Origin of the sequence: Pseudomonas sp. FP2254, from assembly GCF_030687695.1 — a bacterium.
Taxonomy (GTDB): domain Bacteria; phylum Pseudomonadota; class Gammaproteobacteria; order Pseudomonadales; family Pseudomonadaceae; genus Aquipseudomonas; species Aquipseudomonas quebecensis.
Map to the genome: position 1 here is coordinate 2366141 of NZ_CP117444.1, position 12176 is coordinate 2378316.

The window sequence follows — 12176 nt, forward strand, 5'->3', positions numbered from 1 at the left end:
CGTTTTTGCGGACAGCACTTTTTTTGATGTGGGGGCTTTTCCTTGGCAGTCAGTAATCTGGATATGCACGCACTGTTCGTGCTGGGTGATTTACGCGCAAAGTTGGTCAAACAGTTCCAGTCCCGTTTTGTTTACGTCACCGAGCAGACGCCTGAAGGTATCTACATCGCCGAAATCGATACTGAAACGGCGATGGTGGTGGATGACAAGCAGCATCTGGAACTTAAGGTAGGCGACCATTTTCGAGCGGCTGTATTGCCCAGTCGTGAAGGTGGCAAGTTTGAATTGAAGTTTCGCGATATCAAGTTAACGGTATATGGCCTGGGCGATTACGCCTTTGTTTCTTCGGCCGAAGGCGAGGGCATCCTATTCAAGGAAGGCCATAGCGTCATGCTGGTGTTCGCCGCCCATGAACAATTGCAGGAAGGCCTGACCAAGACCCTCAAGGCCGTGACCGCCAAGGCCGCCAAGTGGCGCAAGGGTGAGCTGGTGACGTTCAAGGCCAGTGAGTAACGCATTTATAACACCCCCTTGCGGTGTCTTTCGGAACCTCTACTACAGTTGAGTTGACTTAACTATTCAGGGGCTTCGCGCGTTCGCAGCAAAGCCATCCGCTATGGCTGCAGTAACGCGAGGTAAGGCATGAAAGGTTTGAGAACCCTGTTGGCGGCGTCACTGACGAGCCTGAGTCTGTCGATGGCCTCCTTGCCGGTTTGCGCCGCGCAGGCCCCGGTGCATTTTGCCGACCTGAATTGGGAAAGCGGCAGCCTGATTACCGAAGTGCTGCGGTTTATCGTCGAGAAGGGCTACGACTTGCCCACCGACACCCTGCCAGGCACGACCATTACCCTGGAAACCGCACTGGCGAAGAATGACATCCAGGTGATCGGCGAAGAGTGGGCCGGCCGCAGCCCCGTGTGGGTCAAAGCCGAGGCCGAAGGCAAGGTGGCGGGGCTGGGCGATACCGTCAAGGGCGCGACCGAAGGCTGGTGGGTGCCGGAGTACGTGGTCAAGGGCGACCCCGCCAAAGGCATCAAGCCGCTGGCGCCGGACCTCAAGAGCGTCAATGACCTGGCGCGCTACAAAGACGTGTTCAAAGACCCGGAATCGCCCGGCAAGGGGCGCTTTCTCAACAGCCCCATCGGCTGGACCTCGGAAGTGGTCAACAAGCAGAAACTCAAAGCTTATGGCCTGGACGACAGCTATGTGAACTTCCGCAGCGGCTCGGGCGCGGCGCTGGATGCGGAAATTGCTTCATCGATCCGCCGCGGCAAGCCAGTGCTGTTCTACTACTGGTCGCCGACGCCCTTGATGGGGCGCTACAAACTGATTCAGCTGGAAGAACCACCGTTCGATGCCGAGGCCTGGAAGACGCTGACGGATGCGGATAACCCCAATCCGAAACCGACCCGCTCGCTGGCGTCGAAGTTGAGCATCGGCGTGTCCACGCCGTTCCAGAAAGACCACCCGCAGATCGCCGATTTTTTCCAGAAGGTCGAATTTCCCATTGAACCGCTGAACAAAGCCTTGGCGACCATGAGCGAAAATCACACCCCGCCAAGGGAGGTTGCCCAGGCGTTTCTCAAGGACCATCCCGAGGTATGGAAAGCCTGGCTGACCGAGGATGTGGCGCAGAAGGTCGAGGCCAGCCTGAAGTAGGCAACGGGTTGCTGTGCGACGAAATACCGGCAAAAAAAGCCAGGGCGGCTATTCTCTTGCGCATCTTTTCATGGAGAGCCCGTCATGAGCTTTGTGATTGCACGGTGGATCGTCGGCATATTCACCGGTATCAGCGTGGTGCATTTGTATTGGGCCGCCGGCGGCAAGCTTGGCAGCCTCGCCGCCATCCCCCAGCTGCCCGGCGAATTCGCCAGCGGTCCGCGCCCGGCATTCAAGCCTTCGGCCCTGGGCACCTTTCTGGTCGCAATGGGGCTGGTGGCGATTGCCTTGCTCGTCTGCCTGCGCGCCGGCCTGTACTTTCCCCCGGTTTCCCACCGTGCGCTGCAATGGGGTATCAGTGTCATTGCCGTACTGATGTTTGCCAGGGCGATTGGCGATTCGGAACTGGTGGGTTTTTTCAAGAAAGTCAGTGGATCGACGTTTGCTCGATGGGATACATACCTTTACTCGCCGCTGTGCCTGGCGCTGGGGGTAGGGTTGCTGGTGGTGGCGTGGGTGTGAAGCACACAGACGTCTATACAGCGCTGGTACGGCGCCGAGGCCGTGATCAGAGCGCTTGCTCCCTTGTAATTCGATGTGAATTGAGGCCGTGACCGCATAACCCAATAAGGCATTTTAATGGCCCCTTTGTAACAAAATCCTCGCCAGAATCGCGTTTATTTTCAGGTGGTTAGGCGGGGATGCAAATGCGCAATGTTGGAATCATGCTGATTGCTTGCTCCCTGGCGGGCGGTGCGGCTGCGGTGCAGGCGCGGGAGTTGCGCGAAGGGGAGAAGTACATGTGCAGCTGGGGGGCGGGCACGGCCGCCAGGGCTCAAGAGTTGAAGCTGTCGGGTGTGTCGTTGTATGCCGCCCGGCAGAAGATCCAGACCATCAAGTTCAGCAAGTCCTGGATGCGCATGATGGCCATGGGGATTACCGAACAGACGTATGACAGCCGGTCACGGCTCAAACCTGAGGCCATTCGCCAGAGTTTTTATCAGGACTGTGTGCGTTATAAGGTGGCGCGCAAGTAACCGAGCGGCGCTGCGCGCGCGGGTTTACAAATCCCCCACAAACCCTGTGTTTGCATTTGCATACAATTGCGCCCGTAATTGCCAATTGAGCAGGGCGCCAGCGGTCATGCAGCAGCCACATCACCCTTCATCCAACAGCCTGCGCTACCTGATAGCCGCCGTGGTCGGCATTGCACTGATGCTTGGCGCCTATTTCATGCATATCAACGCCCGGGCTGATCGCGAGCGAGCGATGGCTGCCGAGCGTCTGGCGCTGTGCCAGCAAGTAGCGCGCGTCGCCAGTGTGACTGCGAACGGCAGCCTGGATGTGCGCGATACATGTGAGCAATTAAGCGAACAATCGCAGAAAAGTACGCCGCAGTTATAAGTAATAACCCTTGGTTATTTAAGGACTAATACTGTTAGTTGCACCAAAAAGTGGCACCTGAATGTCCTGTTGCCCTAAAAAAGATGTGGTTATTGAAGGACTTACAGCGCTTTTATTCCGACGAAAGGACTCCAGTAATCTTGTTACAGCTTTTTACTGCGGTTAAAATAGCCTCGCGTTCACCTCCCACGGTTTATGCATTTTTAAATCCCAAGTTTCCATCAGCTACTTGGGATTTTTTTTGCCTGGGATTTAACCTTGGCGTCAAACTTGATCTTCGGCAAACTCCGCGCGCATCCGTCCATTGTGTTTGGCCTGGTAGAGCAACTTGTCGACGTCTTCGACAAAACCCAACATTGAGCTGCCGGGTTTGACGATTCGGGTCCCCACGCCCAGGCTCAAGGTCAGCAGGTTCGATACCGTGGAGAACCCATGTTCGATCTGCTGCTGGCGGATCAGGTGCAGGCAGCGTTGCGCCACCTGCCGCGCTGATCCCGCGTCGGTTTCCGGCAGCAGCCACACGAACTCTTCGCCGCCGACCCGCGCGATGAAGTCCCTGGGCCGGTTCGCCGCCAGCGACAGGGTATGCGCCACCTGGCGCAGGCATTCATCGCCCTTGATATGGCCATAATGGTCGTTGTACTGCTTGAAGAAATCGATATCCAGGATGATCAGCGACAGCGGCAGTTGGCTGCGCAGAGCGCTGGCCCATTCGCGGTCCAGCACGGTGTCGAACATGCGTCGGTTGGCAATGCCGGTGAGGCCGTCCTGGTAGGAATACTCCTCAAGCTGCTTTTGCAGGCGAATCAGGTGTTCTTCGGTCTGCTTGCGCTCGCTGATGTCGAACATAAAGCCTATCAAGGCTTCCACCTCGCCATCTTTGCGCACGACATGCACCACGTCGCGAATCCATACGTAGTCGCCGTTGACCGTCAGGGCCCGATAATCCGCTTCATGGTCCACTCCCGCGCGGGATTGCGACACGCAGAAATTCACCACGTATTCACGATCGTCCGGGTGCATGCGCTGTACCCAGTCATCCACGCTGACCCAGCTCTGCGGCGTCCAGCCAAGCAACGCTTCGATCTGCGGGCCGATGTAACTGAAGGTCATGCTTTGCCAGTCGATGCGCCATGGAATGGCCTTGGTGGATTCCAGCAACGTCTTGTACACATCGGTGTCGGGTTGGCTGGAAGGGGCGATGCTCATGGCGGAGGGCTCTAAATGATGGCTAAGTGCCAAGAGCCTCTGGTGATCGAGGGGCAGAGTCAAGCGCGGGGCAAGGCAACAGACGAGAGGTCGTCGGCGCTTCCCAGGCGCCAGCGAGAAGTCATTGCCGATTTACAGGCGGCGCACAAAGGATTTGACGATGTGGCGAGTGGCGTCGGTGGTGTCCAGCTGATCCATGGCGGTATAGGCATGCCAATGGCAATCGACGATCTCATTGCGTGGACGGGCCTCTTCGATGTTCACCACGGAGGCTTCGAACACGTGATGCACGGTGTCGCGGGCCTTGAGTTCCTGCAGGTACAGCAAACCGTCCACGCTCAATCCGGTTTCTTCTTCCAGCTCACGTGCAGCCGCGCCCACTGGACGTTCGTCGCGTTCGACCTTGCCACCGGGCAACGCCCATTTCGATCGGGCCTTGCGCACAAAGAGGATATGCCCCTCATGTTCGCAAATGACCGTAGCCCTGATTTTCATCGTCTGTGCCCTTCAGGTGATGACTGTCACAAAAGTGTAATGCAATTGTCATGCTAAGTGGTTATGGCGCGTGGCCGCGGGTATGTGGATACTGCCCGATTGATCCAAAAGCACGAGGTAAACAGATGAGTACCGTACGCTGGGGCATGATCGGCTGTGGCAGTGTCACTGAAGTAAAGAGTGGACCCGCATTCTATAAAGCGCCAGGTTCGGCCCTGGTGGCGGTGATGGGGCGTCGCGAGGAGGCGGTGCGCGATTATGCGGCACGCCACGGCATCGCCCGTTTCTATACCGACGCCCAGGCACTGATCGACGACCCTGAAGTGGACGCGGTGTACATCGCCACACCGCCCGACAGCCATCTCGAATACAGCCTGATGGTGGCCGCGGCCGGCAAGCATTGCTGCGTCGAAAAGCCCATGGCGCTGAACGCCGAACAGAGTGCGCTGATGCAGCGCACGTTCGAGCGTGCCGGCCTGCACCTGTTCGTCTCCTACTACCGGCGTTCGCTGCCGCGTTTCCAGCAAGTACGCGAGTGGCTGCGCGAGGGGCGCATTGGGGAACTGCGCCACTTGACCTGGACCCTGTGCAAACCGCCGGGCGCCGAGGATGGCAGTGCCGCCAACTGGCGTACCGATCCGGCGATTGCCGGCGGTGGCTACTTCGCCGACCTGGCCAGCCATGGCTTCGATTTATTTCAGTACCTGGCCGGGGACATCGTCGAAGTGTCGGGCTTCACTGCGCGCCAGGCCGGGCGCTACGCGGCCGAAGATGCAGTGACGGCCTGCTGGACCTTCAGTTCGGGCGCCCTGGGCATGGGCTGCTGGAACTTTGTCGCCGACCGTCGCGAAGACAGCGTCGAGCTCATCGGCAGCCGCGGGCGCATTCAGTTTTCGGTGTTCGAAGACCAGCCGCTGCGCCTGCAAGGGGAGTGCGATCAAGTGCTGGAGGTGCCGTGCCATGCGCATATCCAATGGCATCACGTGCTGGCCATGAACGCGCATATTCGCGGCGAAGCCGAGCATCCGTCCTTGGGCATCGAGGCGCTGAAGACCGATCGGATTCTGGACAAGGTGTTGCAACGTAACCCCAATCATCCTGGCTAACTGCGGTACACCGGTTTTTTCCAAAGGAATACACGCATGAAATACTGGATGGTGATGTGGCTGGCGCTGACCACCGGCGCCCTGGCGGCGCCGCGTGACCCAGGGACGCCGGGGCAATTTGATTTCTATGTGCTGTCGTTGTCGTGGTCGCCGACGTTTTGCCTCACGGACCCTGACAACGAACAGTGCTCCGGCAAGGGCTATGGCTTCGTGCTGCACGGCCTGTGGCCGCAATTTGCCCGGGGCGGTTGGCCGGCCTCCTGTGCACCGCAACAACCACTGAGCCGTAAAGCCCTGGCCAAGGGCGCCGCGCTGTTCCCCACGGCGGCGCTGCTCAAGCATGAATGGGCCCGGCACGGCACCTGCAGCGGCCTTGAACCACTGGCGTATCTGGAAAAAACCGACACGGCCCTGGGCGTGGTGTCCATTCCCGCGCAACTTCAGCCGTTCCACACGCCGGCATCGCTGTCGGCCCGCGAGATCGAGACGCTGTTTCGCCAGAGCAACCCACGCATGGGCGACCATGGGCTGGCAGTGATCTGCAAAGGCAAGGTGCTGTCGGAAGTGCGGGTATGCCTGACCAAGGACCTGGCTTTTGCCGGTTGCCCCCGCAGCGTCAAGACCCAATGCCGCCAGGGCGAGATTCGCATCCCTGCGCAGCGTTAGGGCTGCATCGCCACACGAAAGCGCTCATCGAAGTCTTCGGCCAATTGCGCCAGGCTCACCTGGCCCAGGCGCTGCAGCAGCAGCGCCTGGGCCTGTTCGAAGGCATCCGTCAGTGCCGCGTTCACCGCTTGTTCCACCAGGCATTCAGGGTGGTCGGTAGACAGCCCGATGGCAAATATCGACGGCGTGCCGAGGGCGTTATGAATGTCCAGCAAGGTGATCTCATTTAAAGGCCTGCCCAGGGTCCAGCCGCCCTGATGGCCCTTCTCGGAACGCACATAGCCCTTGTCCTTGAGCAGCCCCAACGTGCGACGCACCACCACCGGATTGGTGCCGAGCATCTTTGCGATGGTCTCCGAGGTGGCGCGCTCGTCGTGGCGACCCATGTGGATCAGCACATGCAGCATGCGCGATAGCCGCGTGTCGTTTCTCATTGATCAGCCCCAAGGTGGAATGGGTCGAAAGTATCCTTCGTAACCTGAAAAGTTGCGAGATGCTTGACGCTCTATTTTCATGTAACTTATGGTGTGTCATGAAAGCGCCCGGATACCCGAGTGCATCTGACACGAGGCCATACTCATGATCTACGACGTCATTATCGTTGGCGGCAGCTATGCCGGCTTGTCCGCAGGCCTGCAACTGGCGCGGGCGCGGCGCACTGTACTGGTGATTGATGCGGGTCAGCGGCGCAACCGATTTGCCGCCACTTCTCACGGTTTTCTGGGGCAGGACGGCCAGGCGCCCGACGTTATCGCCAATGCCGGCCGCAGCCAGTTAATGGCGTATCCGACCGTCAGCTGGGTGCAGGACAGTGTGATCCAGGCCGACGCTCACGCGGGCGGTTTGCGCTTGCGCACTCAGTCGAACGGCGAGTTCAGCGCGCTGCGGGTGATCCTCGCCACCGGCGTGGTCGACGAATTGCCCGCCATCGACGGCCTGGCGCAGCGTTGGGGCAAGCGGGTGTTCCATTGCCCGTACTGTCACGGGTATGAGCTGGACCAAGGCCGCATCGGCGTATTGGCAACGTCTGCCCTGGCGATGCACCACGCGTTGATGCTGCCGGATTGGGGCACCACCACCCTGTTTACCAATGGGGTGTTCACACCCGATGCCGAGCAGCAGGCGCAGTTGGAGCGCCGTGGCGTGCGTGTGGAACCCACTAGGGTGACTCGCATCAGCGGTGAACACGCGGACCTTGAGTTGGTTGACGGTCGGGTGATCCAGATGGACGGCATCTTTACCCAGTCCCGCACCCGGATCAGCCAGCTGGCCGAGCAGTTGGGGTGTGAACGTATCGACGGTCCCTCCGGTCCTTATCTGTTGACCGGTGAAACCCGCCAGACCTCCGTGACTGGGGTGTTCGCCTGTGGTGACCTGTCCCTGGCCGCCGGTTCGGTGGCGTTGGCGGTGGGCGAGGGCGTGCGCGCCGGGGTGGGCGCGCATGTTTCGTTGATCAACGGTTGAAGCCAGGGCGCCAAGGGTGATTTTGTTCAATACTGCCGCGCGCGCACCTTTTATCGTGATGCCCTGTTTATGTACCTTCATGAAAAGGGAACCACCATGAGCCTGATCATTTCCATGGCCGCCTTCGCGCTCGCCACCTCCATCACGCCTGGCCCGGTCAATGTGGTGGCGCTCAGTTCCGGCGCACGGTTCGGGTTTGTCGCCAGCCAGAAGCACGTGTTCGGCGCCGCGGTCGGGTTCACGTTGCTGCTGGTGCTGATCGGCCTGGGCCTGCACGAAGTGCTGCAGCGCTGGCCGGTCCTGACCCAGCTGATCCAGTGGGGCGGCGTAGTGTTCCTGCTGTACATGGCCTGGAAACTGGCGGTGGACGACGGGCGCCTGGATGCCCAGGGCAGTGCGACGGCGCCATCGATGCTCTATGGCGCGATCATGCAATGGCTCAACCCCAAGGCCTGGCTGGCGTGTGTGGCGGGCATGGGCTTGTTCGTAGCAGACGGCGATGCGGCCCAGGTCTGGATATTCGCCGCGCTTTACCTGGTGATCTGCTATCTGTCGGTGGCGTGCTGGGCTTATGCCGGCACTTTTCTGCGCCGTTACCTGGGCAACCCCCGCGGCGTGCGGGTGTTTAACCGTTCAATGGCCGCGTTGCTGGTGGCCAGTGTGGGTTATTTGCTGATGGCATGAGCCGGTCGCGGTATTGGCCTGGCGTGGCGGCGAAATGTTGTTTGAAGGCGCGCTGGAAGTGGGCCTGGTCGGCGAAGCCGGCGGCAAGCGCCACGTCGGCGATCAGCTCGCCCTGGCGCAGTTGGTTGCGCGCAAACTGGATACGTTGGTTGACCAGGAACGCGTGAGGCGTCAGCCCGTAATACTGCTTGAATGCGCGGATCAGGTACGACGGCGACAGCTGCGCCGCCAGGCAGATGTCTTCCAGTTTCAACGCCTGGGTGCAGTGCGCGCGAATGTACTCGGCCGCACGCTCCAGCTTGTGGTTGACCTCGCGCATCGGCGTCGGCGAAGGGTTCAGGCGTTGCTGCACATCGCTGAAGTAGCTCACCAGCGCACTCTGCTTTTGCAGGTGTTCGGCCTGTTCATCCACCAGGGTGCGGTACAGCGCCAGCAGGCCACGATACAGCAGCGGGTCGCGGGTATAAGGCGTATTGAACGGCCGATAACCCTGGTCGGTGCTGAAACCCAATTGGTATTGCAGGTCGGTGAGCCAGGGCGTGTCGATGTACAGCATCCGGTAGGACCACGGCTCGTTGGCGATAGGATTGCAGGCGTGCACATCGCCTGGGTTCATTAACACCACGGTGCCGGCGCTGATCTCAAAGGTCTCGGCGCCGTAATGGTAATAGCTGCGCCCGGCGGTGATCGCGCCGATGGAAAAATGCTCGTGGGCGTGCCGCGCGTAGGTGACTTTGCGCCCGTCGGCAATGGCACGAGCCTCGATGAACGCCAGTGCGGGGTCTCGCCAGAAAAATGGAGCGGTTGCAGCTGTCATAAGCAGTACTCCTGCGGGCGCACATCGAAAACAGTGGACCGCATTCCGTCAGGCCGGGACCAGGAACGCGGCTTCCAGCAATTGCCGGGTATAGGCATGCTGCGGAGCGGCAAAAATGGCCTGCGCGTCGCCCTGTTCCACCACTTGCCCCTGCTTGACCACCATCAACTGATGGCTCAGCGCTTTCACCACCGCCAGGTCGTGGCTGATGAACAGGTAGGTGAGGTTGTACTTGGCCTGCAGGTTGCGCAGCAATTCCACCACTTGCCGTTGCACGGTGCGATCCAGCGCCGAGGTCGGTTCGTCCAGCAGGATCAGGCGCGGCTTGAGCACCAGGGCGCGGGCGATGGCGATGCGCTGGCGCTGGCCACCGGAGAATTCGTGTGGGTAGCGATGGCGGGACTCAGGGTCCAGTCCGACTTCCTTGAGCGCGGCGATAATCGCGGTTTCCTGTTCGGCCGGGGTGCCCATCTTGTGGATGCGCAAGCCTTCGCCGACGATCTCGCTGACGCACATGCGCGGGCTCAGGCTGCCGAACGGGTCCTGAAACACCACCTGCATTTCCCGGCGCAGCGGTCGCACCTGCTGCTGGCTGAGGGCGTCGAGTTGCTGGCCCTCGAAACGAATGCCGCCCTTGCTGGCGATCAAACGCAATATCGCCAGGCCCAGGGTGGATTTGCCCGAGCCGCTTTCGCCGACGATACCCAGGGTCTGGCCCTGGGGCAGGCTGAAATTGATGCCGTCCACCGCCTTGACGTAATCGACGGTGTTGCGCAAAAAGCCCTTCTTGATCGGAAACCAGACTTTCAGGTCATCGACCTCCAGCACCGGCGGCCCGACCGCATTATCGGCCGGGCCGCCGCTGGGCTCGGCCGCCAACAGTTCCTGGGTGTAAGGGTGCTGCGGCGTCTGAAACAAGGTCTCGCAGACGGCCTGCTCAACGATGCAGCCCTGTTGCATCACGCACACTCGATGGGCAATCCGCCGCACCAGGTTCAGGTCATGGCTGATCAATAACAACGCCATGCCCAGCCGTGCCTGCAGCTCCTTGAGCAGTTCCAGAATCTTCAGCTGTACGGTGACGTCCAGGGCGGTGGTCGGTTCGTCGGCGATCAACAGCTCCGGCTCGTTGGCCAACGCCATGGCGATCATCACCCGCTGGCGCTGGCCCCCCGAAAGCTCATGGGGCAGGGCCTTGAGGCGTTTGTGCGGCTCTGGGATGCCCACCAGTTCCAAGAGTTCCAGGGTGCGCCGGGTGGCGACCTTGCCGGTGAGCCCCTTGTGCAGGCCGAGCACTTCGTTGATCTGCTTCTCAATGGAGTGCAGCGGATTCAACGAGGTCATCGGTTCCTGAAAGATCATCGCGATGCGGTTACCGCGAATATGCCGCAGGGTTTTTTCCTTGAGCGTCAGCAGGTCCTGCCCGGCGTACTCGATGGTGCCGGACGGATGCCGCGCCAACGGGTAGGGCAGCAGGCGCAGGATCGAGTGGGCCGTCACCGATTTGCCCGATCCGCTTTCGCCCACGAGGGCCAGGGTTTCGCCGCGCCTGATATCGAAACTGACGTTGTTCACCACGCGGTGATGATGTTCGCCGGTGACAAACTCGACGCTGAGGTCGCGGATTTCGATCAGATTGTCCTGATTCATCTCATTTCCTCGGGTCGAAGGCATCGCGAGCGGACTCGCCGATAAACACCAGCAGACTCAACATGATCGCCAGCACGGCAAAGGCGCTCATGCCCAGCCACGGCGCCTGCAGGTTGGATTTGCCCTGGGCTACCAATTCGCCCAGCGACGGTGAGCCGGCGGGCAGGCCAAAGCCGAGGAAGTCCAGGGCGGTGAGGGTGCCGATGGCGCCGGTAAGAATGAACGGCATAAAGGTCATGGTCGAAACCATGGCATTGGGCAGGATGTGGCGGAACATGATCGCGCCGTTCTGCATGCCAAGCGCCCTTGCCGCGCGCACGTATTCCAGATTGCGCCCGCGCAGGAACTCGGCGCGCACCACGTCCACCAGGCTCATCCACGAAAACAGCAGCATGATCCCCAGCAGCCACCAGAAGTTAGGTTGCACGAAACTGGCGAGGATGATCAGCAGGTACAGCACCGGCAACCCGGACCAGATCTCCAGGAAGCGCTGCCCGGCCAGATCGACCCAGCCGCCGTAGAAACCCTGCAACGCCCCTGCGATCACGCCGATAATCGAGCTGAGCACGGTCAAGGTGAGGGCAAACAGCACCGACACCCGAAAGCCGTAGATGACCCGCGCCAGCACGTCGCGGCCCTGGTCATCGGTGCCCAGCAGGTTGACCGACGACGGCGGCGCGGGAGCAGGCACCTTGAGATCGTAGTTGATGCTCTGGTAGCTGAACGGAATCGGCGCCCACAGGGTCCAGGCGTCCTTGGCCTTGAGCAGTTCCTGGATATACGGGCTCTTGTAGTTGGCCTCCAGCGGGAATTCGCCGCCGAACGTGGTCTCGGGGTAGCGCTTGAGCGCGGGGAAATACCAGCCGCCGTCGTAGTGCACCGCCAGCGGTTTGTCGTTGGCGATCAGCTCCGCGCCCAGGCTGAGCACGAACAGCGTCAGGAACAGCCACAGCGACCACCAGCCACGCTTGTTGGCCTTGAACCGCTCGAACCGGCGGCGATTGAGGGGGGACAGGTTCATC

15 protein-coding genes are annotated in these 12176 nt (G+C 60.5%); 9 read left to right on the plus strand and 6 right to left on the minus strand.

Going from position 1 to position 12176, the window contains the following annotated elements:
• The first annotated feature begins 63 nt into the window (after positions 1–63).
• The 5 genes from PSH94_RS10895 (at position 64) to PSH94_RS10915 (ending at position 3063) form a co-directional block, all read left to right on the plus strand.
• Positions 64–513 (plus strand): hypothetical protein, encoded by a 450-nt coding sequence (locus PSH94_RS10895; RefSeq protein WP_253511822.1) that lies wholly within the window; start codon positions 64–66, stop codon positions 511–513.
• 129 nt (positions 514–642) lie between these two features.
• A complete protein-coding gene (locus PSH94_RS10900) occupies positions 643–1659 on the plus strand; it encodes an ABC transporter substrate-binding protein (protein WP_285428336.1) in 1017 nt (338 codons plus the stop codon).
• A gap of 84 nt (positions 1660–1743) precedes the next feature.
• A complete protein-coding gene (locus tag PSH94_RS10905; protein ID WP_266248975.1) occupies positions 1744–2181 on the plus strand; it encodes a DUF3995 domain-containing protein in 438 nt (145 codons plus the stop codon).
• A gap of 185 nt (positions 2182–2366) precedes the next feature.
• Positions 2367–2696 carry a hypothetical protein gene (locus tag PSH94_RS10910; RefSeq protein ID WP_305437455.1) on the plus strand — a complete coding sequence of 110 codons (330 nt, stop codon included), beginning with the start codon at positions 2367–2369 and terminating at the stop codon, positions 2694–2696.
• A 106-nt stretch (positions 2697–2802) separates the two neighbouring features.
• On the plus strand, positions 2803–3063 hold the full coding sequence (locus PSH94_RS10915; protein WP_181077160.1) for a hypothetical protein: 261 nt from the start codon (positions 2803–2805) through the stop codon (positions 3061–3063).
• A gap of 264 nt (positions 3064–3327) precedes the next feature.
• On the opposite strand, the gene PSH94_RS10920 is transcribed toward PSH94_RS10915, so the two are convergent.
• Positions 3328–4272 carry a diguanylate cyclase gene (locus PSH94_RS10920; RefSeq protein ID WP_181077162.1) on the minus strand — a complete coding sequence of 315 codons (945 nt, stop codon included), beginning with the start codon at positions 4270–4272 and terminating at the stop codon, positions 3328–3330.
• 132 nt (positions 4273–4404) lie between these two features.
• Positions 4405–4767 carry an NUDIX hydrolase gene (locus tag PSH94_RS10925; protein WP_181077164.1) on the minus strand — a complete coding sequence of 121 codons (363 nt, stop codon included), beginning with the start codon at positions 4765–4767 and terminating at the stop codon, positions 4405–4407.
• A 125-nt stretch (positions 4768–4892) separates the two neighbouring features.
• Here PSH94_RS10925 and PSH94_RS10930 point away from each other — a divergent pair, with 125 nt between their 5' ends.
• Both PSH94_RS10930 and PSH94_RS10935 read left to right on the plus strand, forming a co-directional pair.
• Positions 4893–5873 carry a Gfo/Idh/MocA family protein gene (locus tag PSH94_RS10930; protein WP_305437458.1) on the plus strand — a complete coding sequence of 327 codons (981 nt, stop codon included), beginning with the start codon at positions 4893–4895 and terminating at the stop codon, positions 5871–5873.
• A gap of 36 nt (positions 5874–5909) precedes the next feature.
• Positions 5910–6539, plus strand: coding sequence for a ribonuclease T2 (locus PSH94_RS10935; RefSeq protein ID WP_305437460.1), 630 nt, complete (start codon positions 5910–5912; stop codon positions 6537–6539).
• Here PSH94_RS10935 and PSH94_RS10940 read toward each other — a convergent pair.
• Positions 6536–6973, minus strand: coding sequence for an Rrf2 family transcriptional regulator (locus PSH94_RS10940; RefSeq protein WP_181077170.1), 438 nt, complete (start codon positions 6971–6973; stop codon positions 6536–6538). The genes PSH94_RS10935 and PSH94_RS10940 overlap by 4 nt on opposite strands.
• Positions 6974–7118: 145 nt before the next feature.
• Here PSH94_RS10940 and PSH94_RS10945 point away from each other — a divergent pair, with 145 nt between their 5' ends.
• A complete protein-coding gene (locus PSH94_RS10945; RefSeq protein ID WP_305437461.1) occupies positions 7119–8003 on the plus strand; it encodes an NAD(P)/FAD-dependent oxidoreductase in 885 nt (294 codons plus the stop codon).
• 96 nt (positions 8004–8099) lie between these two features.
• Positions 8100–8687, plus strand: coding sequence for a LysE family translocator (locus tag PSH94_RS10950; RefSeq protein WP_181077174.1), 588 nt, complete (start codon positions 8100–8102; stop codon positions 8685–8687).
• Here the strand turns inward: PSH94_RS10950 and PSH94_RS10955 are convergent.
• From PSH94_RS10955 to PSH94_RS10965, 3 genes are read right to left on the minus strand one after another with little or no spacing between them, the layout of a single operon-like run.
• Positions 8629–9504, minus strand: a complete 876-nt coding sequence (locus tag PSH94_RS10955) for an AraC family transcriptional regulator (protein ID WP_253506914.1) — start codon at positions 9502–9504, stop codon at positions 8629–8631. The two genes, PSH94_RS10950 and PSH94_RS10955, sit on opposite strands and share 59 nt — an antisense overlap.
• A 48-nt stretch (positions 9505–9552) precedes the next feature.
• Complete coding sequence (locus PSH94_RS10960) at positions 9553–11154, minus strand: ABC transporter ATP-binding protein (RefSeq protein WP_305437465.1); 1602 nt, start codon at positions 11152–11154, stop codon at positions 9553–9555.
• 1 nt (position 11155) lies between these two features.
• Entirely contained in the window at positions 11156–12175 is a 1020-nt protein-coding gene (locus tag PSH94_RS10965; RefSeq protein ID WP_181077179.1) for an ABC transporter permease, read from the minus strand.
• Between the last annotated feature and the right edge of the window lies 1 nt (position 12176).

Bases quoted from the DNA above. Each gene is read 5' to 3' on its own strand.
- PSH94_RS10940 (WP_181077170.1), bottom strand. From the start codon at position 6,973: ATGAGAAACGACACGCGGCTATCGCGCATGCTGCATGTGCTGATCCAC.
- PSH94_RS10960 (WP_305437465.1), bottom strand. From the start codon at position 11,154: ATGAATCAGGACAATCTGATCGAAATCCGCGACCTCAGCGTCGAGTTT.
- PSH94_RS10915 (WP_181077160.1), top strand. From the start codon at position 2,803: ATGCAGCAGCCACATCACCCTTCATCCAACAGCCTGCGCTACCTGATA.
- PSH94_RS10965 (WP_181077179.1), bottom strand. From the start codon at position 12,175: ATGAACCTGTCCCCCCTCAATCGCCGCCGGTTCGAGCGGTTCAAGGCC.
- PSH94_RS10930 (WP_305437458.1), top strand. From the start codon at position 4,893: ATGAGTACCGTACGCTGGGGCATGATCGGCTGTGGCAGTGTCACTGAA.
- PSH94_RS10905 (WP_266248975.1), top strand. From the start codon at position 1,744: ATGAGCTTTGTGATTGCACGGTGGATCGTCGGCATATTCACCGGTATC.
- PSH94_RS10900 (WP_285428336.1), top strand. From the start codon at position 643: ATGAAAGGTTTGAGAACCCTGTTGGCGGCGTCACTGACGAGCCTGAGT.
- PSH94_RS10895 (WP_253511822.1), top strand. From the start codon at position 64: ATGCACGCACTGTTCGTGCTGGGTGATTTACGCGCAAAGTTGGTCAAA.
- PSH94_RS10935 (WP_305437460.1), top strand. From the start codon at position 5,910: ATGAAATACTGGATGGTGATGTGGCTGGCGCTGACCACCGGCGCCCTG.
- PSH94_RS10945 (WP_305437461.1), top strand. From the start codon at position 7,119: ATGATCTACGACGTCATTATCGTTGGCGGCAGCTATGCCGGCTTGTCC.
- PSH94_RS10910 (WP_305437455.1), top strand. From the start codon at position 2,367: ATGCGCAATGTTGGAATCATGCTGATTGCTTGCTCCCTGGCGGGCGGT.
- PSH94_RS10955 (WP_253506914.1), bottom strand. From the start codon at position 9,504: ATGACAGCTGCAACCGCTCCATTTTTCTGGCGAGACCCCGCACTGGCG.
- PSH94_RS10920 (WP_181077162.1), bottom strand. From the start codon at position 4,272: ATGAGCATCGCCCCTTCCAGCCAACCCGACACCGATGTGTACAAGACG.
- PSH94_RS10950 (WP_181077174.1), top strand. From the start codon at position 8,100: ATGAGCCTGATCATTTCCATGGCCGCCTTCGCGCTCGCCACCTCCATC.
- PSH94_RS10925 (WP_181077164.1), bottom strand. From the start codon at position 4,767: ATGAAAATCAGGGCTACGGTCATTTGCGAACATGAGGGGCATATCCTC.